Genomic DNA, 24,790 nt, shown 5'->3' on the forward strand with positions numbered 1-24,790 from the left:
ATGGCCGGCACCACGACCGATCTGGAGCGGCAGCTCGCCGAGCTCCTCGAGCAGGAGCGCTTCGAGCCATCCGACGACTTCAAGGCCAATGCCTTGATCAGGGACCTGTCGGTGCACGAGGAGGCGGCCAAGGACCCGGCGGCGTGGTGGCGGTCGCAGGCGGATGCCCTGCACTGGTTCACGCCGCCGGGCGAGGCGTTGAACGACAAGAACCCGCCGTTCTACAAGTGGTTCGAGGGCGGGACGACCAACGCCTCCTACAACTGCCTGGACCGCCACGTCGAGGCGGGCCTCGGCGACCGCGTCGCGTTCAAGTGGCGCGGCGAGGAGGGCGAGTCCAAGGACATCACCTACGCCTGGCTGCTGGAGCAGACCCAGCGCGCGGCCAACGCGCTCAAGGACGCGGGCGTCGAGGCGGGCGACGTCGTCGGGATCTTCCTGCCGATGATCCCGGAGGTCGTCGTCGCGATGCTCGCGTGCGCCCGGATCGGCGCGCCGCACAACGTGGTCTTCGGCGGCTTCAGCGCCGAGTCGGTCAAGGAGCGCATGGAGTTCTCCGAGGCCAAGGCGCTGATCACGGTCGACGGGGCGCGGCGCAAGGGCAAGACCGCGCCGGTCAAGCAGACCGTCGACGACGCCGGGATGCCGGTCAGGACGACGTTCGTCGTGCGCCACACCGGGATCGACTGCCCGATGGGCGACGGCGACGTCTTCTGGGACGAGGCGCTGGCCGCGGCCGACGCCGAGTGCCCGGCCGCAGAGCTGGACGCCGAGCACCCGCTGTTCATCCTGTACTCGAGCGGGTCGACCGCGAAGCCGAAGGGCATCCTGCACTCGACGGGCGGCTACCTGACGCACGTCGCGTGGACGCACAAGCACGTCTTCGACCTCAAGCCCGAGAGCGACGTGTACTGGTGCAGCGCCGACGTCGGCTGGATCACCGGGCACTCCTACATCGTCTACGGGCCGCTGCTGAACGCGGCGACGTCGGTGATGTACGAGGGCGCGCCCGACTACCCGCACAAGGGGATCTGGTGGGAGCTGGCCGAGAAGACCGACACCACCATCTTCTACACGGCGCCGACGGCGATCCGCGCGTGCATCAAGTGGGGCGTCGAGCACGTCGAGAAGGCGGACCTCGCCAAGCTGCGGCTGCTCGGGTCCGTCGGTGAGCCGATCAACCCGAAGGCGTGGCTCTGGTACTACGTCGTCGTCGGCGGGCAGAGGTGCCCGATCGTCGACACCTGGTGGCAGACCGAGACCGGCGGGATCATGATCACCACCCTGCCGGGCGCGCAGTCGATGAAGCCGGGCGTGGCGGGGACGCCGCTGCCGGGCGTGAGCGCGGCGATCCTCGACGAGGAGGGCAACGAGCTCGAGCGCAACACGCAGGGCTTGTTGTCGTTGTCGAAGCCGTGGGCCGGGATGCTCCGGACGCTCTACGGCGACGACGACCGCTACGTGCAGACCTACTGGGACAAGTGGGGCCCGGAGACCTACCTGGTCGGCGACGCGTCCAAGCAGGACGACGAGGGCTACATCTCGGTGATCGGCCGCGTCGACGACGTGCTCAACGTGTCCGGCCACCGGATGTCGACGGCCGAGATCGAGTCCGCGATCGTCTCGCACGCGAAGGTCGCCGAGGCCGCGGTCATCGGGCAGACCGACGAGGACACCGGCCAGTCGGTCGCCGCGTTCGTCACGCTCGACGGCCACTACGAGGGCTCCGACGAGCTCGTGAACGAGATCCGCGAGCACGTCGCCCAGCGGATCGGCAAGCTCGCGCGGCCCAAGCGCATCATCTGGGCCGACGACCTGCCGAAGACCCGCTCGGGCAAGATCATGCGGCGGTTGTTGAAGGACATCGCCGAGGGCCGCGAGCTGGGCGACGTCACGACCCTGCGCGACCCGGACGTCATGTCGCAGCTCCAGGGCAAGATCAAGGAGCGCCAGGCGACGGGCGAAGAGTAGGCCGCCGAAGGCTCGCCTGGCGGCTCACCTTCGGTCGCGGGTTTCGCCCAGGGGGCGAAACCCGCAGCCAGGGATACCCTGACCCCGGTGATCGTCAGAGACGTCATCCTCCGCGACGGCTCCGCCCTGCGGCTGCGCTCACCGCAGCCGGAGGACGAGGAGGCGATCCGGGCGTTCTTCGACGGGCTGTCGTTCGAGTCGCGCTACCTGCGCTTCCACGGCGCGGGGCGGTCGGACATCATCTCGCGCGACTACGCGCACGCCGACGGGGACGCGCGGGTGCCGCTGCTGGCGCACCTGGGCGACCGCGTCGTCGCGGTTGCCGGCTACGACCGCCTGAACGAGCCCGACGCGGCCGAGGTCGCGTTCGCGGTCGCCGAGGACCAGCAGGGCCGCGGGCTGGCGACGAGCATGTTGCAGCAGTTGGCCGACGTCGCCGCGTCGCGCGGGATCACGCGCTTCGACGCCGAGGTGATGGGCGAGAACCGGCCGATGCTGCACGTCTTCGGCAGCGCGGGGTTCGGGGTGCGGCGGGCGTCGACCGCCGGGATCGTGCACCTCGCCCTGGACCTGTCGCCGACCGCGCAGCTGGCCGAGCGGATCGACGACCGGACGCACGCGGCGACGGTGGAGTCGCTGCGCGCGCTGCTGTCGCCGGGGTCGATCGCGGTGGTCGGCGCGTCGGCCCGTGAGGGGTCGGTGGGCGGCGCGATCTTCCGCGGGATCGTCGAGGGCGGCTACCGCGGCGTCGCCACGCCGGTCCACCCGGACCGGGGCGTCGTCGGCTCGACGCGGGCGGTCGCGTCGCTGGGCGAGATCGGCGAGGAGGTCGACCTGGCGGTCGTCGCGGTCGCCGCGCGGGAAGTGCTGGATGTCGCTCGCGAGGCCGCCGCTGCGGGCGTCCGGGCGTTGTTGGTGGTGTCGACCGGCTTCGCCGACACCGACGAGCCTGAGGGCGTCGCGCGCGAGGAGGCGCTCCTGGCCGAGGTGCGCGCGCACGGGCTGCGGCTGGTCGGGCCCAACGCGCTGGGGGTCGTCAACACGGATCCGTCGCTGCGGCTGCAGGCGCTGATCGGGCGCGTCCCGCTGCGCGTGGGCGGGCTCGGGTTGTCCTCGCAGTCGGGCGCTTTGGGGCTCGCGCTGCTCGGCCACGCGGCCGCGCGGCGGATGGGCGTGTCGTCGTTCCTGGCGCTCGGCAACCGCGCCGACGTGTCGACCAACGACGTGCTGGAGCACTTCGCCGACGACGAGCGCACGACGGTCGTCGCGTTCTACGTGGAGTCGTTCGGCAACCCGCGGCGCTTCTCGCAGGTCGCGCGGCGGGTGTCGCGGCGCAAGCCGATCCTGGCGGTCAAGGGGTCGCGCGCGCGGGACGAGGGCGATGCTCCGGGGCGCCTGCGGATCGCGGGCGCGCTGACCGACGCGGCGCTGACCGAGGCGCTGTTCGCGCAGGCCGGCGTGCTGCGCGTCGAGTCGACGCAGACGCTGTTCGACGCGGCCGAGCTGCTGGAGCGCCAGCCGCTGCCGGCCGGGCGGATGCTCGGGATCGTCACGAACTCCGGCGGGCTCGGGACGGTCGCGGCCGACGCCGCGGCGGCGCGCGGGCTCGGGCTGGCGCGGGTGAGCGAGGCGACGCGGGCGCGGCTGGCAACCGCGCTGCCGGGCGCCGACCGCCTGGGCAACCCCATCGACTTGGGCGTGCGCGCGACGAGCGAGGACGAGCGCGTCGCGGTCGACGCGCTGCTCGACGACGACGCGGTCGACGCGGTCCTCGTCGTACATGTAGGCCTTGGCGGCGCCGATCCGGACGAGCGCCTCGCCGCGCTGGAGGACGCGGTCGAGACGCGCGCCGCCAACGCGGCGCTGTCCGCCGCGCCGCCGTCCGTCAAGCCGGTCGTGGCGTGCGTGGTGGGCGGCGACGGGCGGCTGCCCGAGCGCGAGCACCGGCGCGTGCCGAACTACCGCTTCCCGGAGGCCGCGGTGCGGGCGCTGGCGATCGCCGCCGACCGGCGCGACTGGCTGGGGCGGCGCCTCGGCCAGACGCCGGCGCTGGACGGCTTCGACGCGGCGGCCGCGCAGCAGGTTGTCGATGAAGCCGGCGAGGGCTGGCTCGACGGCGACGCGACGGTCGCGCTGCTGCGCGCCGCGGGGCTGGAGCTGGCCGACGCGCCCGGCGGCGACGCCGAGGCGGCGGCGATCGCCGTGCTCGTCGGCGCGGTCAACGACGCGGAGTTCGGCCCGGTCGTCGGCGTCGCCCCCGGCGGCGGGCTCGGCTGGGCCGGCCCGATCCCCGGCGACGCGTCGTTCCGGCTCGCGCCCCTGACCGATGTCGACGCCGAGGAGCTCGTCGACGGCCCACCCGCCGTCCGCGCCGCGCTCGCCACCGGCACCTTCGACCTCGCCGCGCTGCGCGACGCGATCCTCCGCCTCGGCGCCCTCGCCGACACCCTCCCCGACCTCGCCGAGGCCGAGCTTGACCCCGTCCTGGTCGGGGCGTCCGGCGTGATCATCAGCGGCGCCCGCGTCCGCCTCGCCCCGCCACCCGAACGGAGTCGCGCGAAGACGTGGTGACCGCGAAGGCTCGCCTTGGGGGCTCGCGTTCGGGGTAACGTCTTCCCATGGGTCGCTACGAAGAGCTGCGTGAGTCGCATACCTGGGATGTCCCCGAGCGCTACAACATCGCCGAGGACGTCTGCGACAAGCATCCGCGAGACAAGCTGGCGATGGTGTGGGAGCGGTTCGATGGGGTGCGGCGGGATCTGACGTGGGGTGAGCTGCAGGATCTGAGCAACCAGGCCGCGCATGTCCTCGGGCAACATGGTGTTGATCCCGGGGAGCGGGTGGCGGTCGTGCTGCCGCCGACGCCGGAGACCGCGGCGGTGTTCTTCGGCGCGTGGAAGCGCGGGGCGATCCTGCTGTCGATGTCGGTGCTCTACGGCGACGACGGGATCGCTCATCGCCTCAACGACTCGCGCCCGCGCGTGCTGGTCACCAACCAGGCCAACGCGCACCGGTTCCGCGCGCACGTGGGGGAGACGGTCGGCGAGCTGCTGGTCCTCGACGAGGACGGCGAGGGCTCGCTGCTCGAGGGCGCGCCGACCGACATGGTGTCCTACGACACGTCCGCCGACGACCCGGCGCAGTTGTACTACACCTCGGGAACGACCGGGCTGGCGAAGGGCATCGTCCACGCGCACCGCTACCTGCTGGCGCACGAGGAGTTCACCTACTGCCACGAGGTCCAGGACGGCGAGCGCTTCCACGGCATGGGCGAGTGGGCGTGGGCGGCGGGCATCGCGCCGCTGCTCGGCCCGTGGCGGCTGGGCGCGGTCCAGGTCGTCATCCAGCGCGAGGGCGGGTTCGACCCGGTCCAGCAGCTCGACTTCCTGTCGCGCCACAGGGTCACCAACGTCTTCACGACCCCGACCGCGATGCGCTCGATGATGGCGATCGAGGACGCGGGCAGGAGGTACCCGTGCGAGTTCCGGCGCGTGTGCTCCGCGGGCGAGCCGCTGAACCCGGAGGCGATCCGCTGGTTCCGCGACCAGTACGGCCTGACCGTGCTCGACTACTACGGGTTGACCGAGTCCTACCCCTTGGTCGCCAACTACCCGTGGCAGGAGGTGCGCGAGGGGTCGATGGGGCTGCCGATGCCGGGCTGGGACGTCCGGATCCTCGACGAGGACGAGCGCGAGGTCGCCCGCGGCGAGCGCGGCGAGATCTGCCTGCGGGCGCGCAGCAACCCGCACTACCCGCTCGGCTACTGGAACAACGACGAGGCCGCGGCCGAGACCTTCGGCGGCGACTGGTTCCACACCAAGGACGCCGCGACCCAGGACGAGGACGGCTACGTCTGGTACGCGGGCCGCGCCGACGACGTCATCATCGCCGCCGGCTACCGGATCGGCCCGTTCGAGGTCGAGTCCGCCTGCATCGAGCACCCCGCCGTGCGCGAGGCGGCCGCCGTCGCCTCGCCCGACGAGCGCCGCGGCTCGGTCGTCAAGGCCTTCGTCGTGCTCGCCGAGGGCCACGAGCCGAGCGACGCCCTCGCCGACGAGATCAAGGCCTTCGTCCGCGACCGCCTGTCGGCCTACGCCTACCCGCGCCGCGTCGAGTTCGTCACCGACCTGCCCAAGACGCTGACGGGCAAGATCCGCCGCATCGAGCTGCGCGAGAGGGAAGCCGAGGCCGCGCGCGCGGGCTCCTAGAGCCCGTGGACGAAGCCCTCGCGCCAGGTCGGCCACTGCGGCGTCCAGCCGAGCGTGCGCTTGGCCTTCGCGTTCGACGCGCCGCGGGACTCGGTCATCATCATGACCGGCGCCTCGCCCGCCGCGAGGCGGCCGAGCCAGACCGGGACGTGGCGCGGGGGCTTGGCGCCGACGGCGGCGCTCAGCGCCGGGAGCCACTCGGCGCTCGGCGCCGGGTCGTCGTCGACGATCTGGAAGATCCCGGTCGGGCCGCCCGGCTCCAGCGCGGCGAGCACCGCGCCCGCGGCGTCGTCGATGTGGGTGAACGACCACAGCCCGCCGCCCGCGCCGACGACCGGGAACTTGCGCCTGCGGATCAGCTCGGTGACCTCGCCGCCGTCGCGCGCGAGCCCCGTGCCCGGACCGTAGAACCCGCCGTAGCGCAGCACGACGCCCTCGATCCCGGCCGGCGCACCCGTCACCGAGTCCTCCAACGCGCGGATCGCGGCGAGCGACTGCCGCATCGGCGCGGGCGGCGCCGGGTCCAGCGGCGCGTCCTCGCCCTTGACCGCGCCGCCCTCGCGCGCGAACGGCCAGCCTGTGAAGGACTGCGCGATGACACGCCGGACGCCGCTCGCGGCGGCCGCGTCGAGCAGGTTGCGCGTCCCCTCGGTCCGCAGCCGGTTGGTCTGGGCGAACATGCGGTCGAAGTGCCGCATGTCCGGGACGGCGGCGCCCAGCGCCGTCGCCTGGTGGACGATCACGTCCGGCTCCGCGCCCGCCACGGCGCCCAGCACGGCGTCGCGGTCGAGCACGTCGACCACGACCGGCAGCGCGCCCTGCGCCCGTAGCGCGCCGGCCTTCGACGGCGACGTCGTCGTGGCCACGACCTCGTGGCCCTGCTCGAGCAGCATCGGCACCAACCGCCCGCCGACCGCTCCGGTTGCTCCTGCGATGAAGATGATCATGGCGCCCTGAGACGAAACAGCCGTTGCGGGCGTGACATGTCACATCGAGGTGGGCAGGATCGTCTCCGAGCCCATGCCGACCGAATCCGCCATGCTCACCGACCTCCGGCCGCTGGTGTTCTCGATCGCCTACCGGATGACCGGCAGCGTCGCCGAGGCGGAGGACATCGCGCAGGAGACGCTGCTGCGCGCGCACCGCGAGCTGGCGGACGGCACGCAGATCGAGTCGCCCAAGGCCTACATGACGGCGATCGCGACGCGGCTGGCGATCGACCACCTGCGCAGCGCGCGCGTGCGGCGCGAGGCCTACGTCGGGCCGTGGCTGCCCGAGCCGCTGCTGACGGCCGGCGGCGCGGACCCGCGCGTCGACCTGCCGCGCGACGCCGAGCTGGCCGACGACCTCTCGCTGGCGTTCCTGTTGGTGTTGGAACGCCTGACGCCGGTCGAGCGCGCGGTGTTCCTGCTGCGCGAGGCGTTCGACTACACCTTCGCGGAGATCGCCGAGGTGGTGGACAAGACCCCGGACAACTGCCGCCAGATCGCCGCCCGCGCGCGCCGCCACGTGATCACCGAGAAGCCGCGCTTCGAGCCCTCGCGCGCGGCGCGCGAGTCGCTGGCCAGGCGCTTCCTGACCGCAGCCCAAGAGGGCGACATGGAGGGGTTGGTCGCGATGCTCGCCGACGACGCCGTGTTCACCGGCGACGGCGGCGGCGTCGCCAACGCGTTCAGGGTGCCGATCGTCGGCGGCGACCGCGTCGCGCGGGCGCTGGCCGGGATCTTCCGGGCCGCCGGGAAGATCGCGGGCGTGACCGTCGAGTTGGCCGAGGTCAACGGCCAGCCGGGGTGGATCGCGCGCGAGGCCGACGGCGCGATCGTCGTCGTCATGGCGCTCGACATCCTCGACGACCAGGTGCTCGGCGTCCGCTCGGTGGTCAACCCGGACAAGTTGACCCACCTCGGGCGCACGAGCGACCTGGCGCGCAGGCGCGAGCGCTAGTTGATGGTGTAGATCGGGTTCGGCAGCTTGTAGGTCTTGCGCGCCGCGCCGCCGCTGAGGTCGCTCTGCTGGTCGCCGACGTTGAGGACGATCGTCGCGCCCTTCTTGACCAGCGCCTTCCGCGCGGCCGACTTGTAGGGGACGATCGAGTCGGTCGTGTAGGTCGCCGGACGGCAGGTGAGCGTGAACGGCTTCCTGATCCCCTGCGCGATCAGGTTCTTCTGGCGCAGCGCGCAGGTGGCCTGCGGGGCGCCGGTGATGAACGCGATCGCGACCCTCTTGGCGCGTGCGTGCTTGATGAAGGTCTTGGCGCCGGGGAAGGCCACCGACTTGCTCTGCACCACGCAGGTCGCGAGCCCGATCGTGACGTCGAAGTCGACCGCGTCCAGGCAGCCCCAGTTCGACATGGTGGTCTCGTCGATGTCGAGGACGACCGTCGGCTTCTTTGGGTGCTTGGCCAACTGCGCGTCGAGCAGCTTGGTGGCCTTGGTCCAGCCGGTCGCGACGGCCTTCTCGTAGGCGGCGTGACCGGCGCGCAGCTGGTCGGGCGTGGTGGCCGTGCGGGTCGTGGCGGCCAGCGCGGCGGTGGCGGTGAGCAGGAGCAGCGCGGCGAGTAGCAGCGCGGCCGGGACGGCGGTGAGACGGCGGGACATCGCCCGCAGGCTACTCGTAGACGACCACGTCGGGTCGCGGCGACATCGCCATCACCTGGTAGGGCCGCATCGTGTGCGGGTCCTCGTGGTAGAAGAGCTTGAAGCCGCGGTTCATCGTCGGCGTCGTCCTGACGAAGGACTGGTACTTGGCGATCTTCACCGAGTTGGTCCCGAAGCCGTCGACGTTGATGACCGTCCGGACGCCCGGGGCCTGCCTGAGCCGCTGCGCGCGGGTGATCATGTTGTCCGTGAACCGGTGGACGATCAGGAGCCTCTCGGGCAGGTTGTAGGTCTTGACCAGCTTGGACAGGTACATGGCCGACGCGTTGACGACGTCGGCGTCGGTCTGGCCGATCACCTTGCCCGGCAGCTGGCCCGGGGCGACGTGCCACTCGGGATCCAGGGCAAGTCCTACATCTGGCTGCACGAGGAACGGGCGCAGCCGCTCGACCTCGGGTGCGAACGAGCCGCGGCCCGGCTGGATGTCGAGCACCAGCAGCGCGCCGGCCTTCTTGGCCGCTGCGTGGTAGCGCCGGATCATGTTGAAGGACATGCGGTCGCGGTACTCGCCCGTCGGCCCGGGCGCGGCGGTCGCGACGGTCGTGATCAGCTCCATCGCGGGGAGCACCGGGCGCGACCTGCGGTTGTACGGCTGCGCCTGCTTCAGGAGCTTCCTCGCCGCCTGCGCGGGCGTCCCGATGCCGAGCTCGCCGAGCTCCCTGTCGCGCGGGTTGCCGTAGAACGCCACGACCCGCCGCTCCGGGAACAGCCTGCGCCCGCCGCCGGGCAGCTGCGCCGGCTTGGGCCTGTTGTCGCTGCTGGCCACCCTCTTCTCGGCGGCGCTCGACTGCGCGCCCCCGCCGCCGCCCGCGCCCGCGATCGCGCCGCCGACCAGCGCCGCGGCGGCGACCGCGCCGAGCACCGACATCGCGACGAGCCGCCGCTGGTGGATGGTGGCCGCGCTGGCCATGGTGCGCACATCATGCCCGACGCCCGAGGACCGCACTCCTCGTTCCTGGTGTCCTAGTATGCAAGTCATGACTGACCTCGGTGAGATCGGCGTCGTCGGAGCGGGCTTCATGGGCTCGGGGATCGCGGAGTCCGCCGCCCGCGCGGGCGCCCGCGTCCGGATCCACGAGCCGGCGCAGGACGCGCTGGATCGCTCGCGGGGGAGGCTCCAGAAGTCGGTCGACCGCGCCGTGCAGCGCGGGAAGCTGTCCGAGGACAACGGCCGCGCGCTGGTCGAGCGCGTGACGTTCCACACCAACATCGAGGACCTGGCACCGTCGGCGCTGGTCGTCGAGGCGGTCTTCGAGGACCCCGAGGTCAAGGGGCCGATCTTCCGCGCGCTGGACGAGATCCTGCCGGAGGGGTCGATCATCGCCTCCAACACCTCGTCGATCCCGATCGCGCAGCTGGCGACGTGGACCGAGCACCGCGGGCGCGTGATCGGGCTGCACTTCTTCTCGCCGGTCCCGGTGATGGAGCTCGTTGAGGTCGTCGTCGGGCTGGAGACGAGCGACGACACCGTCAAGAAGGCCGAGGCGTTCGTCGAGGCGATCGGCAAGACGTCGATCCGGACCAAGGACCGCAGCGGGTTCATCGTCAACATGCTGTTGGTCCCGTACCTGATGGCCGCGGTCCGGATGGTCGAGGACGGCTTCGCCACGCGCGAGGACATCGACAAGGGCATGCGCCTCGGCGCGTCGCACCCGATGGGCCCGCTGACGCTGTGCGACTTCATCGGGCTCGACGTCCTGTACGCGGTCTGCGACTCCCTCTACGAGGAGTTCAAGCGCCCGGAGTACGCGCCGCCGCCGCTGCTGAAGCGGATGGTGGTCAGCGGTCATCACGGGCGCAAGACCGGGCGCGGGTTCTACGAGTACGCCTGATCGGCGGGGTCGGTCCGCGTCTCGCGCGCGCGTGCGCGAGGATGTGCGCCTATGGGTCACCTGGACGGCAAGAAGCTCCTGATCACCGGCGTGCTGACGGACCGCTCGATCGCGTTCGCGGTCGCGCGCCGCGCGCAGGAGGAGGGCGCCGAGATCGTCCTCACGGGCTTCGGCCGCGGCATGCGGCTGACGCAGCGGATGGCCGCGCGGCTGCCGTCGGAGCCGGAGGTCCTGGAGATGGACGTCACCGACGAGGAGCAGATCGCCGCGGTGGTGGCGGACCTGGAGTCCCGCTGGGGCGTGGTCGACGGGATCCTGCACGCGATCGCGTTCGTCCCGGCCGACGCGCTGGGCGGGCGCTTCCTCGAGGCGCCGGCGGCGTCGGCCATCGCCGCGTTCGAGATCTCTGCGTTCTCGCTGAAGTCGCTGGGCGCGGCGTTCGCGCCGCTGCTGGAGAAGAGCGAGAGCGGGTCGCTGGTCGGCCTGGACTTCGACGCGAGCAAGGCGTGGCCGATCTACGACTGGGCCGGCGTCTCGAAGGCCGCGCTGGAGTCGGTCAACCGGTACCTGGCGCAGTACCTGGGGCCGAGGGGGATCCGCTCCAACCTGGTCGCCGCGGGGCCGCTGCGCACGATGGCCGCGGGCGCGATCGAGGGCTTCGACAGGCTCGCTTCCGCCTGGGAGCAGGGCGCGCCGCTGGCATGGGCGCTGGACGACCCGGACCCGGTCGCCGACGCGTGCCTGTTCCTCCTGTCGCCGTGGGCGCGGGCGATCACCGGCGAGATCCTGCACGTCGACGGCGGCTTCCACGCGCTCGGGGTGCACGTCGGCCCGGACTCCCCATCGGCATAGCCCTGAAGCTCACTAATGCTCACCTTGCGTAGGTAGCTCAGCGTCCGGGGTTCCGGTAGCGTGGATCGCGACCGTCGGGAGGCGCTCACACTCAACGAAAGGTGAGCAGCCATGAGCAATGGCTCGCAGTACGTCGAGCTTCCCGGATCGGAACGGCAGCCCCTCCCGGGCGCCCGGCGCGTCGCGGACGCGCCGCCCGACGAGCCGGTCGATGTCACGGTGCTCCTGCGCCGCAAGGACGGCGACGCGACCGACGCGTTCGCCGCGCACGCGGAGGCCGATCCGGTCGCGCGAGGGGACCTGAGCGTCGACCAGCTCGGCGCGCGCTTCGGCGCGGCCGACGACGACGTCGAGAAGGTCGAGCGGTTCGCGAAGGACCACGGGCTGGAGGTCGTCGACGAGAGCGCGGCCCAGCGGCGCGTCTTGCTGCGCGGCCCGGCCGCGGCGATGGGGGAGGCGTTCGGCGTCTCGCTCGGGCGCTACGAGAACGACGAGGGGCTGGCCTACCGCGGGCGGGAGGGCGCGGTGCAGGTCCCGGCCGACCTGGAGGGCGTCGTCACGGCGGTCCTGGGGCTGGACGATCGCCCGCAGGCGAGGCCGCGCCTCGTGAGGGCCGCCGCGGCGGCGCCGCCGAGGGCGTTCGCGGTCCCGGAGATCGCGAAGTTGTACAACTTCCCGACGAGCCAGGCGAGCGGCCAGTGGGTCGCGATCATCGAGCTCGGCGGCGGGTTCCGGCAGGCCGACCTCGACACGTACTTCAGGTCGATCGGGATGCCGACGCCGACGGTCGAGGCGATCCCGGTCGGCAGGGGCAGGAACGACCCGGGCAGGCCGGCGGACGGCGAGGTGATGCTCGACATCGAGGTCGTCGGCGCGGTCGCGCCGGGCGTGAGGATCGCGGTGTACTTCGCGGAGAACACGACCGCGGGGTTCGTCAACGCGATCCTCGCCGCCGCGCACGACACGGCGAGGAGGCCGTCGGTCTTCTCGATCAGCTGGGGCAGCGCGGAGGAGAACTGGACGCCGCAGGCGGTCACCGCGATGAACCAGGCGTTCGCGGACGCCGGCTTCGTCGGCATGACCGTGACCGCGGCCGCCGGTGACGACGGCGCGCGGGACGGGTCGACCGACGGGACCGCGCAGGCGGACTTCCCGGCGTCGAGCCCGCTGGTCCTGGGGTGCGGCGGGACGCGGCTGCTGGCCGACGGCGGCAGGATCAGCGGCGAGACGGTGTGGAACGACGGGCCGGACAGCGCCACGGGCGGTGGCGTGTCGGAGCGGTTCGCGGTGCCCACGTGGCAGACCGCGGCGAGGGTCGACAGGAACGCGAACCCGCCTGGCAAGCCGGGGCGCGGCGTGCCGGACGTGGCGGGCGTCGGCGATCCGGAGACCGGCTACAGGATCCGGGTCGACGGCAGGGACGCGGTGTTCGGCGGGACGTCGGCCGTCGCCCCGCTGTGGGCGGGGCTGATCGCGCTGTACGACGACGCGCTGAGGACGCGGCTCGGGTTCCTGAACCCCGCGTTCTACAGGTGGGGGCTCGCGGGCCAGGGGTTCCACGACATCACGCAGGGCAACAACATCGTGCCGGGCGCGCCGGGCTACACGGCCCGCGCGGGGTGGGATGCGTGCACCGGGCTGGGTTCGCCGGACGGCCAGGCGCTGCTTGCGCGACTGCGCGGGGGCACTGCGGCGTAGCTGAGCGGTGGCGTTTTGGAAACCAACCGCCGCGCCGTCCGGCACAATGCCGGGCGGTGCGACGGATCCGCGACTTCATGCCCGCGACGCTCAGCGTCGGCGTGCGCCCCATGGAAGGCATCGTCGCGGCGACGTCCAAGGACATCGCGTGGCTGCTGCCGCGCGATCCGCGGGACCCGACGCCGGGGCTGCTGCCGCGCCCGGCGCAGATCCGGTTCATGCACCAAGGCCATTTGGTTGTGTTGCACGGGACCGCCGACCGGGCCGCTCAGGGGTGCGTGGCGTTCACCGCCGCCAGGGAGGGGCGCGTCGACAACCTGCGCGCGTCGCCGCGGCTCGACGTCCAGCTGCCGGTGACGGTCAGCGGGAGCGGCATGACGCGCGAGACGACGACGCTGAACGTGAGCGCAGGCGGCGCGTTCCTGTCCGGCGGCTTCTTCGGCGTCAGCAACTCGGCGGTCGAAGTGGAGATCCAGATGCCCCGCGACGGCGGCGCCGTCAAGGCCCGCGGCATCATCGTCCGGATCCTCCCCGAAGGCACCGGCATCCGCTTCACCGACATCGACCCCCAGTCCCAAGCAACGATCGACTCGATGGTGCTGGAGGTCCGGGCGGCCCTGGCCCGCCGCTTCGCGGAGAAGCAGACGCGCGAAGACGCCGCCCGCGGCAGGTAACGCCGCTCGGTACACGCGGTATCGAGACGTCGCGGCCGCGCCACCGGTCGTGTCCGCGGCCACAGTCCCGCCGCTGCGGGCGCTTGGAGTACCGATGCGTTGTCGGGTGTGGCGCCGCAACCGGTTGCCGGTCTCCGCGGGCGGCCCGCCTTTCGCTGAGGTTGACCTCGGGGAGTAGCGTTGGGGTATGAGTCCGATTCCGGGGGAGCCGTTGGATCCGAGGCAGCCTGATCTGGTGACCAGGGATGGGAAGAAGGTGAGGTTGAAGATCCCGGGGTTGACGCCGTTGGGGAAGCCGACCAGGACGGAGGAGCGGGGTGGTGCTGAGCCGCCGCGGGAGGATCCGCGGCCGCCGGTCAACCCGGGGCACGCCGGGTTCTAGCGCTTGGGATCCGGGGCACCGGGCACAACGCTCGAATGCTGAGGCGAGTGGTGTGGGTCGGAGTGGTGGCGGCAGGGGCGATGACGGTGAGTGGGATCGCGCTGGCCGATGCTCCCCTCAAGGGCGCTCGATACACCGGCCACACGTCGCAGCACCGCAAGGTCTCCGCGCGCGTCACGGGCGACGGCAGGACCTTCCAGTTCCGCTTCAACCAGATCTCCACGTGCAACAACGGGCATAGGCGAATCGCCGAGGCGAAGTACCTGCACCAGGCGCCGACGATCAGGGCGGACGGCACGTTCTCCTATCACAAGGTCTACAAGGACGCGCCGGGCATCCCGGGCTTGAACGAGGTCCACACGGAGGACCAGACGGTCACGGGTGCGTTCAGCGATGGCGGCCGACGGGTCGAGGCAACCGTCAAGGAGACGGTGACCGCCAGGAAGAGCGGGTTGATCTGCAGGTCGAGGGTGACGTTCAGCGCGAAGGCCGCTTCGGCTTGACCAGGTCGTAGGAGTCCTGGATCAGGTCCAGGACCATCTGGTCGCCGGCGTCCTCGCCGACGGTGATCGTCAGCCAGTGCTTCTTGTTGAGGTGGTAGCCGGGCACGATCGACGCGTAGGACGCGCGCAGCGACTCCCCCAACAACGGCTCGCACCTCAGCGACAGCTTCAGCGGCGCGGCCCCGAGGCGCGACAGGACGAAGATCTTCCCCGCGATCTTGAAGACGGAGGTCTCGGGCGCGAAGGGGAACTCCTCCACGGCGCCCGGCATGGACAGGCACCAGTCCCGCAGCTCCGAGGCCTTCATCGACGACCTCGGGCCCGCGCCGGCGCTCAGTCGTCGTCGGCCGGCAGCGGCTCGGCCGGCTTCGAGTACACCGCGCGCCACCAGAGCTCCGCCAACACCCGGATCGACTGGTGGGCGTCGCCGCCGCCTTGGATCAGCTCGAGCGTGACGTGGCGTTCGACCATCGCCAGCAGGGCCTGCGCCGCCAGGCGCGGCGGGATGTCGGAAGGCGCGATGCCGCGGGCCTGGTCGCGGGCGATGCGGTCGGTCGCGGCCGCGACGAACCGCACCACGTAGGGCAGCCACTGCGGCGGCAACCGGTCTTCCTCGCCGGACAGCATCGCCGCCAGCGTCAGGACGTGGCCGTCGCGGTCGATGATCCGGACGGTGCGGGCCAGGCCGCGGCGCAGCTCGGCGCGCGGGTCGCCGCTGCCGTCCAGGTACGGCGACGCCGCCTCGTACATGTCCAGGAACGCGCGCGAGATCAACCGATCCACCAGCGCGCGCTTGTTCGGGAAGTAGAAGTACAACGCGGTCCGCGAGACGAACGCCCGCTTCGCGATGACGTCCATCGTCAGGCGCCGGTACTCCGTGTCGGCGAGCGCGTCGCGCGCGGCGTCGAGGATCGCTTCCTCGGTCGCGTTGCGGGACTCCTCCCTGAGGCGCTCGCCGTCCGGGTTCACGCCTTGGCCATGTGCAGGACGTGGGCGATGCGATCGCGCGTCTCCGACGGCGCGACGACCTCGTCCACGAACCCCGCGGCGGCCGCAACGCGAACGGGCAGGTGCTCTGCCTCGTACGCGTCGGCCAAAGCCACTGCGTCTGCGCCGGCCGCGATCTCGCGGCGGCGGACCAGCTCGACGGCCTGGCGCGCGCCCATGACACCGATCCGGGCCTCAGGCCAGGCAAGCGTCAACGTCGCACCAAGATCGCGGGAGTTCATGACGATGTGCGCTCCACCATACGCCTGACGGAGCGTGACCGTCACCCGCGGGACCGTCGCCGCGCCGAACGCGCGCAGCAGCGATGCGCCGTGACGCAGCACGGCAGCCGCTTCCTGCTTGGCTCCGGGCAGGAAGCCCGGCGTGTCGCTCAGGACGACCAACGGGATCCCAAAGCGATCGCAAAGCTCCACGAACCACGCGCCCTTCTCGGCGGCGGCGGCATCGAGGCAGCCGCCGAGGTGCTTGGCCTGGTTGGCGATCACGCCGACCGACCTTCCCTCGATCCGGCCGAAGCCGACGACCAGGTTGCGCGCCCACTTCGGCGCGATCTCCAGGAACCCGCCGCGGTCGAGCAGCCGCTCGGCGATCAGCCGCACGTCGTAGACCTGGCGCGGGGACTCCGGCAGCACGTCACCCGGATCCTCGTCCGGCGCGTCGGCCGGCGGGACCAGCGGCGCGCCCTGGCCACCGACGCGGTCCGGCAGGTACGTCAGCAGCTGGCGCGTCAGCTCCGCGGCGTGGACGTCGTCGCGCGCCAGCAGCTGCGCGACCCCGTTGGCGCCGTGGACCTTCTGCCCGCCGAGGTCCTCCGAGGAGATCACCTCGCGCGTCACGCGCTCGATGATCTTCGGCCCCGTGAGGAACATGTAGGCCTCGGCCGTCATGATCACGAAGTCGCCCAGCGCGGGCGAGTACGCGGCGCCGCCGGCGCACGGCCCGGAGACCACGGAGATCATCGGGACCGTCGCGATCGACTGCGCGCGGAAGATCCGGGCGTAGGCAGTCAGCGCCGCCACGCCCTCCTGCAGCCGCGCGCCGCCGGAGTGCGGGAAGCCGACGACCGGGACGCCCAGCGCGTCGGCACGCTCGATCGTCCGGGCGATCGTCTCGCCACCGGCGCTGCCCAGCGAGCCGCCCTTGAACGACCCGTCCTGCGCCCACGCGACCACGGGGCGGCCCTGGACGCGCCCGGACCCCGACAGCACGCCGTCGCCGACCGCGGTGCGGATCGGCCGGAACGTGCCCGGGTCGAAGAGCAGCTCCAGCCGCGCCCGGGCGGCGAGGTGGTGCTCGAGGGTGACGTCGAAGACGGCGCTCATGAGTGCGGTCCTATGCTTCCTGCAACACGAGGGTTGCGTTCTGTCCGCCGAAGGCGAACGAGTTGCTCAGCGCGACCTTCAGGTCGGGCGCTTCGCGCGGCGCGCCGGCGATGTGATCGGCGGCGCACTCGGGGTCGACGTCTTCCAGGCCCAGCGTGGGCGGCAGGGCGCCGCGGCGCAGCGCCTCCACGCAGGCCAGCGCCTCGATCGCGCCGGCCGCGCCGAGCGTGTGCCCGACGGCGCCCTTGGTCGAGGAGACCGGCGGGCCGGAGTCCTCGCCGAAGACCTTGCGCAGCGCGAGCGTCTCGACGCGGTCGTTGATCGGCGTCGAGGTGCCGTGCGCGTTGACGTAGCCGATGTCGGCCGGCGTCAGGCCCGCGTCGGCGAGCGCCTCGGTCATCGCCTCGACCGCGCCGCGCCCGTTCTCCTCGGGCTGGGTGATGTGGAACGCGTCGTTGGACGCGCCGTAGCCGGTCACGCGCGCGAAGATCTGGGCGCCGCGAGCGCGCGCATGCTCCTCGCGCTCCAGCACGAGCACGGCCGAGCCCTCGCCCATCACGAAGCCGTCGCGGCGCGTGTCGAACGGGCGCGACTCGCCGACGCGCGACAGCGCGCCCATGCGCCGGAACGCCGCGATGCACAGGCCGACGAGCGCGGCCTCGGTGCCGCCGGCGACCATCGCGTCGACCTCGCCGCGCTGGATCATCCGCGCGGCCTCGCCGATCGAGTGCGCGCCGGTCGAGCACGCGGACGCGATCGAGAAGCCGGGGCCGTGCAGGCCCAGGCGCATCGCGATCTGCCCGGCCGCGGCGTTGGGCATCATCATCGGGACGAAGAGCGGCGAGACCGCGCGGTCGCCCTCCTCCAGCCACGTCTTGCACTCGGCCTGCAGGGTGGTCAGCCCACCCACGCCGGTGCCGACGATGACGCCGATGCGGCGCGGATCGACCCCGTTGGGCAGATCCGCCTCGGCCGCGGCCTGATGCGCGGCGTCGATCGCCAGCTGCGCGAAGCGATCGGTGCGCCGCGCCTCCTTCGGCGTCATCGTCGTCTCCGGGTCGAAGTCGGCGCACGGCGCGAGCCCATCCTCGGAGATCCCGCCCTGCATGCCGAGCAGCGCGTCGAAGAACGCGTCCACGCCCGTGGCGACCGGGGACACGATGCCCCGTCCGGTGACGACGATGCCGTCCATCTACGCTGCGGCCCCCTGGAGGCGCTCGACGAGGGAGATGGCGTCGCCGACGGAGGCGATGCCCTTCAGGTCCGGGTCGGCGATCTGGACGCCGAAGCGGTCCTCGAGCGCCTTGACGAGCTCGACGAGGTCGAGCGAGTCGACGTCGAGCTGCTCCCACGTCGTGTCGGGCTGCGCGGTCTCGGCGTCGGGCACCTTGATCGCGGCGAGCTCGGCGCGGATGGCTTCCAGGATCTCCTGCTGGTCGGCGGCCATGATGGTGGTGTTCTCCTTGTTGATGTTCTCGGGAATGAAGATGAAGTTCTTGCTGCGCGGCTACGCGCCGAGCCCGCCGTCCACGGCGAGCGTCGCGCCGTTGACGTAGGCGGCGTCGTCGGAGACCAGGAACGCGACCGCGGCCGCGATGTCCTCCGGCTGCCCGAGCCGCCCGGCCGGGACCGCCTTGGCGATCTCGTCCTTGGGCAGGTCGGCGGTCATGTCGGTCTCGACGAACCCGGGCGTCACGGCGTTGGACGTGATGTTGCGCTTGCCCATCTCCTTGGCGACCACGCGCGTGTAGCCGAGCAGCCCGGCCTTCGCGGCGGTGTAGTTCGCCTGGCCGGAGTTCGCGCGCTCGGCGCTCACCGACGAGATGTTGACGATCCGGCCCCAGCGAGCCCTCAACATGTCCTCCAAGCCGCGCTTGGTGCAGTTGAAGGCGCCGGTCAAGTTGGTGTCGATGACGCGTGCCCAGTCGTCGTCGGGCATCCGGATCGCCAGGCCGTCGGCGGTCACGCCGGCGTTGTTGACCAGGATCAGCACGGGGCCGTAGTTCGCGCGCACCTCGTCGAACGCCTTCTGGACCGACTCGGCGTCGGCGACGTCGGCCTGCACGTCGCCGCCGGAGCGGCCCAGCGTCGCGACCCTGTAGCCGTCGGCGCGCAGGCGGTCGGCGATCGCGGCGCCGATGCCGCGGGTGCCGCCGGTGACCAGCGCGACCTTCTCGCTCTGCTCAGGCATAGACGTCCTGGCGCTCCTTCCAGGAGACGACGCCCGCGCCCCACACGAAGCCGGCGCCGAAGGCCGCGAGGCCGACGGTCATGCCGGGCTTGAGGAGGCCGTCGGCCTCGGCCTGGGCGAGCGCCAGCGGGATCGAGGCGCTCGACGTGTTGGCCACGCGGTCGACGTTGAGCGCGAGCTTCTCGGCGGGGAGGCCGAGCTCGCGGGCCGCGGCCTCGATGATCCGGGCGTTGGCCTGGTGGGCGACGAACAGGTCGAGGTCGGCGGTGCTCAGGCCGGCGGCGTCGAGCGCGTCGCGCGAGGCCTCGACCATCCGGGCGACCGCGTGGCGGTAGACCTCGCGGCCCTGCATCCGCAGCTTGCGGTCCTCGTTGTCGGCGAAGAGGAGGTCGCCCTGCTCGGGGTCGCAGCCGAGGACCATGCGCGCGACGCCGCGCTCCAGCTCGCCGGCCGCGACGACCACGGCGCCGGCGCCGTCGCCGAAGAGGACGGCGGTGCCGCGGTCCTCGGTGTCGGTGAGGCGGGAGAGCGCTTCGGCACCGCAGACCAGGACGACGTGGGCGCGGCCGGTCTCGACCAGCGCGGCGGCCTGGTCCAAGGCGTACAGGAACCCGGCGCAGGCGGCGTTGAGGTCGACCGCGGCGGCGCCGTGGGCGCCGATCAGGCGCGCGACCTCGGGGGCGAGGCCCGGCGTGACCTTGTCGGGCGTGATCGTCGTGACGATCACCTGGTCGACCTCGTCGGGCAGGCGGCCGGCGTCGGCCAGCGCGGCGGCGCAGGCCTGGGCGGCCAGCGGCGCGAGCGGCTCGCCCGGCTCCAGCCAGCGGCGCGTGCGGATGCCGGTGCGGCGGACGATCCACGCGTCGTCGGTGTCGAGCCGCTGCTCCCAGTAGGCGTTGTCGATCTCGGTCTCCGGCAGCGCGGCGCCGACGCCGAAGAGGCCGGCGGTCAGCCCGCGCGGAAGCGGGCGCCGGTTGCGCGTGCGCGGGGTCGAGGCCGGCGCGCGGCGCTCGGTCGTCGTGATGCGCGTGGGCGCCTCAGTTGTAGGAGTCGCTTCGGTGACCGTCGCTGCCTGCATGACTACGCCGCCGCCAGGGTTCGCTTGACCAATCCGGTGAGCACCGCGCCGGGACCATGCTCGACGTAGCGCTCGATGCCGGCCGCGCGCAGCGCCAGCATCGTCTCCCGCCACCGGACGGCGCGCAGGAGGTTCTCGCTCAACTCACGGCGGACGTCGGTGAACGGCGCGGCCGTCCCGTTGGCGTACACCGGGAAGTGCGGGGTGCCGATCTCCACCTGCGCGAGCGCCGTCGCCAGCCGGGCGGCGGCGGGCTGCATCAGCGGCGAGTGGAACGCGGCGGAGACCTGGAGGCGGCGGGCGCGCGCGCCGGTCTCGTCGCGGGCGAGCTCCTCGGCCTGGTCGATCGCCTCGACGGCGCCGGACAGGACGAGCTGGCCGGGCGCGTTGTCGTTGGCGACGGTCAGGCCCAGGCGGTCCGCCATCGCCCGGACGGCGTGGTCGTCGCCGCCGAGCATCGCGACCATCGAGCCGGGGTGCAGGTCGCCGGCGTCGGCCATCGCCGAGGCGCGCTCGTTGACGAGGGCGATCGCGTCGTCGAACTGCAGGACGCCGGCGGCGACCAGCGCGGCGTACTCGCCGAGCGAGTGGCCGGCGGCGGCGCGGACGTCGGACAGCTCGTCCGGGTTCTCCGCGCGCCAGAGGTCCCAGGCGGCGACGGAGCAGAGGAAGATCGCGGGCTGCTGGAAGCGCGTGCCCTCGTCCAGGCGCTCGAACGGGTCGAAGCCCAGCAGCTCCAGGCCGCGCTCGAACGCGGGCTGGCCGCGGTAGGGCTGGTCCATGTCGGGCGCGTGTGAGCCCTGCCCGGGGAAGATCGCGGCGATCGAAGGCACTAGTCACACTTAGCGCGCCCAGGTACGCAGGTTTCACGATCTCGACACGGGGCCTGAGAGTGTCGAATCACGTCGAACGCACCCGTTGGAGGGGGCCTCGGCGTGCTAGCGCGGTGCGACGACCGTCAACGCGGCGAGGACGGTGCGCCGCGAGGCGGCATCCGGGCCGTACGTGACGAGCCAGTTGGGCCCGATTCTCCGGGCCGTGATGTTCGGCGCTCCGAGCGGCAGATCGGCGGCTTTGAAGGCCGGACCGGCGACGTCGGTGAGCACCGCCGCGGTCACGCGATGCCTGCCGTAGGAATAGAGCGCGGCCGCGCAGGTCCGGAACGCCCGTCCGAGAACCGGTGCGGCGCCGCGCGCGATCGGGACCCCGACGACCTTCTGGTCCTGCGCCGACAGGTGGGGGAGCGCGCGGTGGTGGATCGCGCAGGGGCGGTCCGGGGGGTTCCTCGCGTTCACGGAGACAACCGGCAGCGCGGCCACTCCGCGCGGCGAGCGGTCGGTGTCGACCTCCGAGTTGGCGATCGGGTGATCGGCCGCGTCGAGCAGCCTGAAGACCTGTGGCGCCGGTGGTTGGCTGCGCAGCGCGGCGAACGCGACGACCGCGGTCCAGCCGAACGGGAGCCCGCGGTCGGGACGCGGCGTGATCCGGCGGCCGCCCGGGAGGACCACCGTCGCGACGCGCGGCGCGAGGATCCGGAACTCGATGTCGTGCCACGTGCCGGCGCCGCGCGTGGGGCGGCCGAGCATGAGGTCGCCGCCCGCGATCTGAGCGGCGTCAGCGGACGGCGCCGAGCCGCAGCCCAGCGCCCCGCCGCCACCGAAGTGCATCGTCCAGCACCAACCCGCCTCGCCTGCGCCGAGGTTGGGGCGCAGGGAGATCGAGTAGTGCTTGATCCCGGTGCCCGGCGGCGTGTCGCCGTGCAGCGGCGGCGACGGCTCGCCGCCGGTCAGCGAGACGACCGCCGCCGTCGCGCTGCCGCCGAGCGCCAGCACGGTGATCGCGACGAGCAGCGGGCGGCGGCCCCGGAGCCGCCGCGGCTTGGCGGGCGCGGGCGGCGCGGCCAGGCGCTGCTCGGCGGCGCGCAGCTCGTCGCGGAGGGTGGCGAAGGGGTCGGTCATGCGGGGTTCTCCAGGGTTCGGCGCAGACGGGCCAGGCCGCGGGAGACGCGCTGGCGGATGACCTGCTCGGAGGTGCCGATCGAGGCGGCGATCGCGGTGTAGGACTCGTCGGCGAGGACGCGGCGCAGGACCGCCTCGCGCTGGTCGTCCGGGAGCGCGGCGAGCGCGCCCGCGAGGTCGTGGGACGCGCGCACCTCGACGGCCCGCAACGCGTCGTCGTCGAGCGCGATCGGCGCCATGCCGAGCCGGATCCGCGCCGCGGCGTCGACGCGCCGCCGCGCGGCGGCGTCGGCCAGCAGGTTGCGGGCGATCCCGATCAGCCACGCGATCTCGGGCCCGCGGTCCGGGTCGTGCTGCGCCCGGCGCTCCAGCGCCCGCGCGAACGTCTCGGCGACGACGTCGAACGCCAGGTCGGCCCGGCCGCCGACGCGCCGCGCGACGTACGCGGTCACGACACCTACATGTCGCTCGTAGAAGGCGGCGAAGTCGTCGTCCACATCCACCTCTACCGGCAACCCCGCCGGTTTGTGACCGCTAGACCCTGCCGCGCGCCGGGACCCACGTGCCGTCGGCCTCGCGCGTGAAGTCCTGGAACAACGACGGGGCCTCGGCCACGGCGATCGACGCCACCATGTCGAACACCAGCCGCAGCTCCTCCTCCGCGCCCGGCGCGGTGCGCAGCGCGATCACGTGGCGCAGCGTCCGGGCGTTGGCGGTCCAGACGATGTCGGTGGACAACCCCAGCGGCGCGAGCCGCCGCAGCGCGCTCGTCGCCTCCTTCTTGACGGCGAACGGCACGCCGTCCTCGTCGAGCCCCAGCTCCTGCGCCGCGCGGACCTGCAGCTCCTCGAGCTGCTCGACGATGGAGATCACCCGCTCGCGCATCGGCTCCAGCGCGGGCGGGACCCGGAAGCCGATCTCGCTCAGCCGCACGTAGCGCAGCGACTCCTGCGAGAACGCGCTGCCCGCGCGGTGGCGCACCAGCTCGTGCGTGAACACGCGCGAGACGTCGCGGAACGCGAACGTGAACGACGCGTGCTCCAGCACGCTCCCGTGCCCGGACGCGAGCACGTTGTCGAGGTACTCGCGCTGGTCGGTCCGGATCCTCGTGACGTTCGGGTTCAGCCCCGGCTCCCACGAGCGGTAGCACGCGCGGCCCGCGAACTCGACCAGCGCCTCGGCGTCGGAGCCCGCGCGGCGGTCCAGCCACGACGCGCCCCCGACCGCCTCCAGGTAGCCGCGCAGGCCGTCCGGATCGAGCGCCGGACGGGCGATCAGGAACACCTGCGGCGTCGTCTCGCGCACGCCCTGAGCCTAACTGGCACAGGCTTCCCGACTACCTCCGTCTTTCCTACAAGCTTGCTGTACACTGCCGAACTCCTGAATCCCGAGTGCGATTACCCCCTTTTGGAGGACCCGACCCCGTGAAGTCCAAGCTCCTGCTCTCCACGCTCGCCATCGGCGCCCTCGCGGTCGCCGGCTGCGGCGGCTCGTCCGACTCGAGCGACAGCTCGTCCGCGTCCGCGGGCGGCAGCTCCAGCGGCTCGAAGGGCTCGATCTCGCTGGTCGCCTACTCGACCCCCGAGGTCGTCTACGACCAGATCATCCCCGACTTCCAGAAGACCGCCGACGGCAGGGGCATCGGCTTCAAGACCTCCTACGGCGCGTCCGGCGACCAGTCGCGTGCGGTCGCCGCGGGCCAGAAGGCCGACGTCGTCGCGCTCTCGCTCGCGCCCGACGTCGACAAGCTCGTCGACCCCAAGCTGGTCCCGGCCGACTGGGTCGACCAGACCGCGGCCGACGGCGGCAAGGGCGGCTTCGTCTCCACGTCGCTGGTCTCGTTCGTGGTGCGCAAGGGCAACCCGAAGGGCATCCACGGCTGGGACGACCTCCTCAAGCCCGGCGTCAAGGTCGTCACCCCGAACCCGTTCACGTCCGGCTCCGCGAAGTGGAACCTGATGGGCGCCTACCAGCACGGCGGCATCGGCTACGTCAAGAAGCTGCTCACCGACCACGTCCCCGTGCAGCCGAAGTCCGGCCGCGAGGCGCTGCAGACGTTCACCGGCGGCGAGGGCGACGTCCTCATCTCCTACGAGAACGAGTACTACACCGCGGTCAAGAAGGGCGAGAAGGACATCCAGCTCGTCCAGCCGCAGGACACGTTCCTGATCCAGAACCCGATCGCCGCCACGTCGTCGGCCACGCCGGCCGCCAGGGCGTTCGTCAAGTACGTGTTCTCCGACGCCGCCCAGCAGCACTTCGCCGACTGGGGCTACCGCCCGGTCGTCGCGTCGGTGCTGGAGAAGAACAAGTCCAGGTTCCCCGATCCCAAGACCGTCAAGACCATCGACGACTTCGGTGGTTGGAAGAAGGTCAACGACGAGCTGTTCGACCCCGAGAAGGGCTCGGTCGCCAAGATCGAGGACGACGCGGGCGTCTCGACGGCCAAGTAGGCG

At 72.5% G+C, this 24,790-nt stretch carries 24 protein-coding genes; 10 read left to right on the plus strand and 14 right to left on the minus strand.

Annotated elements, in window-relative coordinates; all coding sequences use genetic code 11:
* From acs to H030_RS0121885, 3 genes are all read left to right on the plus strand, one after another.
* On the plus strand, window positions 1–1,971 hold the full coding sequence (gene acs / locus H030_RS0121875; protein WP_027007694.1) for an acetate--CoA ligase: 1,971 nt from the start codon (window positions 1–3) through the stop codon (window positions 1,969–1,971).
* 87 nt (window positions 1,972–2,058) lie between these two features.
* The gene (locus H030_RS0121880) at window positions 2,059–4,542 is read left to right on the plus strand and encodes a GNAT family N-acetyltransferase (protein WP_051223448.1); all 2,484 of its coding nucleotides are present in this window, start codon (window positions 2,059–2,061) and stop codon (window positions 4,540–4,542) included.
* A 47-nt stretch (window positions 4,543–4,589) separates the two neighbouring features.
* The gene (locus H030_RS0121885) at window positions 4,590–6,179 is read left to right on the plus strand and encodes an acyl-CoA synthetase (RefSeq protein ID WP_027007696.1); all 1,590 of its coding nucleotides are present in this window, start codon (window positions 4,590–4,592) and stop codon (window positions 6,177–6,179) included.
* On the opposite strand, the gene H030_RS0121890 is transcribed toward H030_RS0121885, so the two are convergent.
* Window positions 6,176–7,126: an NAD-dependent epimerase/dehydratase family protein gene (locus tag H030_RS0121890; RefSeq protein ID WP_027007697.1), complete on the minus strand. Its 951-nt coding sequence runs from the start codon at window positions 7,124–7,126 to the stop codon at window positions 6,176–6,178. The genes H030_RS0121885 and H030_RS0121890 overlap by 4 nt on opposite strands.
* Before the next feature lie 73 nt (window positions 7,127–7,199).
* On the opposite strand from H030_RS0121890, the gene H030_RS0121895 reads away from it, so the two are divergent.
* Window positions 7,200–8,123 (plus strand): RNA polymerase sigma-70 factor, encoded by a 924-nt coding sequence (locus H030_RS0121895; RefSeq protein ID WP_027007698.1) that lies wholly within the window; start codon window positions 7,200–7,202, stop codon window positions 8,121–8,123.
* Here the strand turns inward: H030_RS0121895 and H030_RS37705 are convergent.
* Complete coding sequence (locus H030_RS37705) at window positions 8,120–8,776, minus strand: HAD family acid phosphatase (RefSeq protein ID WP_051223450.1); 657 nt, start codon at window positions 8,774–8,776, stop codon at window positions 8,120–8,122. The two genes, H030_RS0121895 and H030_RS37705, sit on opposite strands and share 4 nt — an antisense overlap.
* 10 nt (window positions 8,777–8,786) lie before the next feature.
* The gene (locus tag H030_RS0121905; RefSeq protein ID WP_051223452.1) at window positions 8,787–9,746 is read right to left on the minus strand and encodes a hypothetical protein; all 960 of its coding nucleotides are present in this window, start codon (window positions 9,744–9,746) and stop codon (window positions 8,787–8,789) included.
* 67 nt (window positions 9,747–9,813) lie between these two features.
* Here H030_RS0121905 and H030_RS0121910 point away from each other — a divergent pair, with 67 nt between their 5' ends.
* The 5 genes from H030_RS0121910 to H030_RS0121930 all read left to right on the plus strand — a co-directional run bounded on the left by H030_RS0121910 (window position 9,814) and on the right by H030_RS0121930 (window position 14,777).
* Window positions 9,814–10,668, plus strand: coding sequence for a 3-hydroxybutyryl-CoA dehydrogenase (locus H030_RS0121910; protein ID WP_027007700.1), 855 nt, complete (start codon window positions 9,814–9,816; stop codon window positions 10,666–10,668).
* Window positions 10,669–10,719: 51 nt separating this feature from the next.
* Window positions 10,720–11,520, plus strand: coding sequence for an enoyl-ACP reductase FabI (gene fabI / locus H030_RS0121915; protein WP_027007701.1), 801 nt, complete (start codon window positions 10,720–10,722; stop codon window positions 11,518–11,520).
* A gap of 111 nt (window positions 11,521–11,631) precedes the next feature.
* Entirely contained in the window at window positions 11,632–13,218 is a 1,587-nt protein-coding gene (locus H030_RS0121920) for a S53 family peptidase (RefSeq protein ID WP_027007702.1), read from the plus strand.
* Between the two features lie 56 nt (window positions 13,219–13,274).
* Window positions 13,275–13,892, plus strand: a complete 618-nt coding sequence (locus H030_RS0121925; protein ID WP_027007703.1) for a PilZ domain-containing protein — start codon at window positions 13,275–13,277, stop codon at window positions 13,890–13,892.
* 462 nt (window positions 13,893–14,354) lie between these two features.
* Window positions 14,355–14,777, plus strand: coding sequence for a hypothetical protein (locus tag H030_RS0121930; RefSeq protein ID WP_027007704.1), 423 nt, complete (start codon window positions 14,355–14,357; stop codon window positions 14,775–14,777).
* Here H030_RS0121930 and H030_RS0121935 read toward each other — a convergent pair.
* The 11 genes from H030_RS0121935 to thyX form a co-directional block, all read right to left on the minus strand.
* Complete coding sequence (locus H030_RS0121935; protein WP_027007705.1) at window positions 14,752–15,084, minus strand: MmcQ/YjbR family DNA-binding protein; 333 nt, start codon at window positions 15,082–15,084, stop codon at window positions 14,752–14,754. The genes H030_RS0121930 and H030_RS0121935 overlap by 26 nt on opposite strands.
* A gap of 26 nt (window positions 15,085–15,110) precedes the next feature.
* Window positions 15,111–15,746 carry a TetR/AcrR family transcriptional regulator gene (locus H030_RS37710; protein ID WP_027007706.1) on the minus strand — a complete coding sequence of 212 codons (636 nt, stop codon included), beginning with the start codon at window positions 15,744–15,746 and terminating at the stop codon, window positions 15,111–15,113.
* Entirely contained in the window at window positions 15,743–17,107 is a 1,365-nt protein-coding gene (locus H030_RS34265; protein WP_035129258.1) for an acyl-CoA carboxylase subunit beta, read from the minus strand. The genes H030_RS37710 and H030_RS34265 overlap by 4 nt, the downstream gene beginning before the upstream one ends.
* Before the next feature lie 10 nt (window positions 17,108–17,117).
* Window positions 17,118–18,299, minus strand: a complete 1,182-nt coding sequence (locus tag H030_RS0121950; protein ID WP_027007707.1) for a beta-ketoacyl-[acyl-carrier-protein] synthase family protein — start codon at window positions 18,297–18,299, stop codon at window positions 17,118–17,120.
* Window positions 18,300–18,554, minus strand: coding sequence for an acyl carrier protein (locus tag H030_RS0121955; RefSeq protein WP_027007708.1), 255 nt, complete (start codon window positions 18,552–18,554; stop codon window positions 18,300–18,302).
* Between the two features lie 60 nt (window positions 18,555–18,614).
* A complete protein-coding gene (gene fabG, locus H030_RS0121965; RefSeq protein WP_027007709.1) occupies window positions 18,615–19,298 on the minus strand; it encodes a 3-oxoacyl-ACP reductase FabG in 684 nt (227 codons plus the stop codon).
* Window positions 19,291–20,376, minus strand: coding sequence for a beta-ketoacyl-ACP synthase 3 (locus H030_RS0121970; protein ID WP_196809230.1), 1,086 nt, complete (start codon window positions 20,374–20,376; stop codon window positions 19,291–19,293). The genes fabG and H030_RS0121970 overlap by 8 nt, the downstream gene beginning before the upstream one ends.
* Before the next feature lie 2 nt (window positions 20,377–20,378).
* Window positions 20,379–21,209: an ACP S-malonyltransferase gene (locus H030_RS0121975; protein ID WP_027007711.1), complete on the minus strand. Its 831-nt coding sequence runs from the start codon at window positions 21,207–21,209 to the stop codon at window positions 20,379–20,381.
* 105 nt (window positions 21,210–21,314) lie between these two features.
* Window positions 21,315–22,334, minus strand: coding sequence for a hypothetical protein (locus H030_RS0121980; protein ID WP_027007712.1), 1,020 nt, complete (start codon window positions 22,332–22,334; stop codon window positions 21,315–21,317).
* A complete protein-coding gene (locus tag H030_RS0121985; RefSeq protein ID WP_051223456.1) occupies window positions 22,331–22,831 on the minus strand; it encodes an RNA polymerase sigma factor in 501 nt (166 codons plus the stop codon). The genes H030_RS0121980 and H030_RS0121985 overlap by 4 nt, the downstream gene beginning before the upstream one ends.
* Window positions 22,832–22,868: 37 nt before the next feature.
* Entirely contained in the window at window positions 22,869–23,639 is a 771-nt protein-coding gene (gene thyX / locus H030_RS0121990; RefSeq protein WP_027007714.1) for an FAD-dependent thymidylate synthase, read from the minus strand.
* 119 nt (window positions 23,640–23,758) lie between these two features.
* Here thyX and H030_RS0121995 point away from each other — a divergent pair, with 119 nt between their 5' ends.
* A complete protein-coding gene (locus H030_RS0121995; protein ID WP_027007715.1) occupies window positions 23,759–24,787 on the plus strand; it encodes a sulfate ABC transporter substrate-binding protein in 1,029 nt (342 codons plus the stop codon).
* The last annotated feature ends 3 nt before the right edge of the window (window positions 24,788–24,790 follow it).

This window comes from Conexibacter woesei Iso977N, assembly GCF_000424625.1.
Lineage (GTDB): Bacteria > Actinomycetota > Thermoleophilia > Solirubrobacterales > Solirubrobacteraceae > Baekduia > Baekduia woesei_A.

Coding starts and splice junctions, on each gene's coding strand:
- acs (WP_027007694.1), top strand. CDS start 1: ATGGCCGGCACCACGACCGATCTGGAGCGGCAGCTCGCCGAGCTCCTC.
- H030_RS0121885 (WP_027007696.1), top strand. CDS start 4,590: ATGGGTCGCTACGAAGAGCTGCGTGAGTCGCATACCTGGGATGTCCCC.
- H030_RS0121890 (WP_027007697.1), bottom strand. CDS start 7,126: ATGATCATCTTCATCGCAGGAGCAACCGGAGCGGTCGGCGGGCGGTTG.
- H030_RS0121895 (WP_027007698.1), top strand. CDS start 7,200: ATGCCGACCGAATCCGCCATGCTCACCGACCTCCGGCCGCTGGTGTTC.
- H030_RS37705 (WP_051223450.1), bottom strand. CDS start 8,776: ATGTCCCGCCGTCTCACCGCCGTCCCGGCCGCGCTGCTACTCGCCGCG.
- H030_RS0121905 (WP_051223452.1), bottom strand. CDS start 9,746: ATGGCCAGCGCGGCCACCATCCACCAGCGGCGGCTCGTCGCGATGTCG.
- H030_RS0121910 (WP_027007700.1), top strand. CDS start 9,814: ATGACTGACCTCGGTGAGATCGGCGTCGTCGGAGCGGGCTTCATGGGC.
- fabI (WP_027007701.1), top strand. CDS start 10,720: ATGGGTCACCTGGACGGCAAGAAGCTCCTGATCACCGGCGTGCTGACG.
- H030_RS0121920 (WP_027007702.1), top strand. CDS start 11,632: ATGAGCAATGGCTCGCAGTACGTCGAGCTTCCCGGATCGGAACGGCAG.
- H030_RS0121930 (WP_027007704.1), top strand. CDS start 14,355: ATGACGGTGAGTGGGATCGCGCTGGCCGATGCTCCCCTCAAGGGCGCT.
- H030_RS0121935 (WP_027007705.1), bottom strand. CDS start 15,084: ATGAAGGCCTCGGAGCTGCGGGACTGGTGCCTGTCCATGCCGGGCGCC.
- H030_RS34265 (WP_035129258.1), bottom strand. CDS start 17,107: ATGAGCGCCGTCTTCGACGTCACCCTCGAGCACCACCTCGCCGCCCGG.
- H030_RS0121950 (WP_027007707.1), bottom strand. CDS start 18,299: ATGGACGGCATCGTCGTCACCGGACGGGGCATCGTGTCCCCGGTCGCC.
- H030_RS0121955 (WP_027007708.1), bottom strand. CDS start 18,554: ATGGCCGCCGACCAGCAGGAGATCCTGGAAGCCATCCGCGCCGAGCTC.
- fabG (WP_027007709.1), bottom strand. CDS start 19,298: ATGCCTGAGCAGAGCGAGAAGGTCGCGCTGGTCACCGGCGGCACCCGC.
- H030_RS0121970 (WP_196809230.1), bottom strand. CDS start 20,376: ATGCAGGCAGCGACGGTCACCGAAGCGACTCCTACAACTGAGGCGCCC.
- H030_RS0121980 (WP_027007712.1), bottom strand. CDS start 22,334: ATGACCGACCCCTTCGCCACCCTCCGCGACGAGCTGCGCGCCGCCGAG.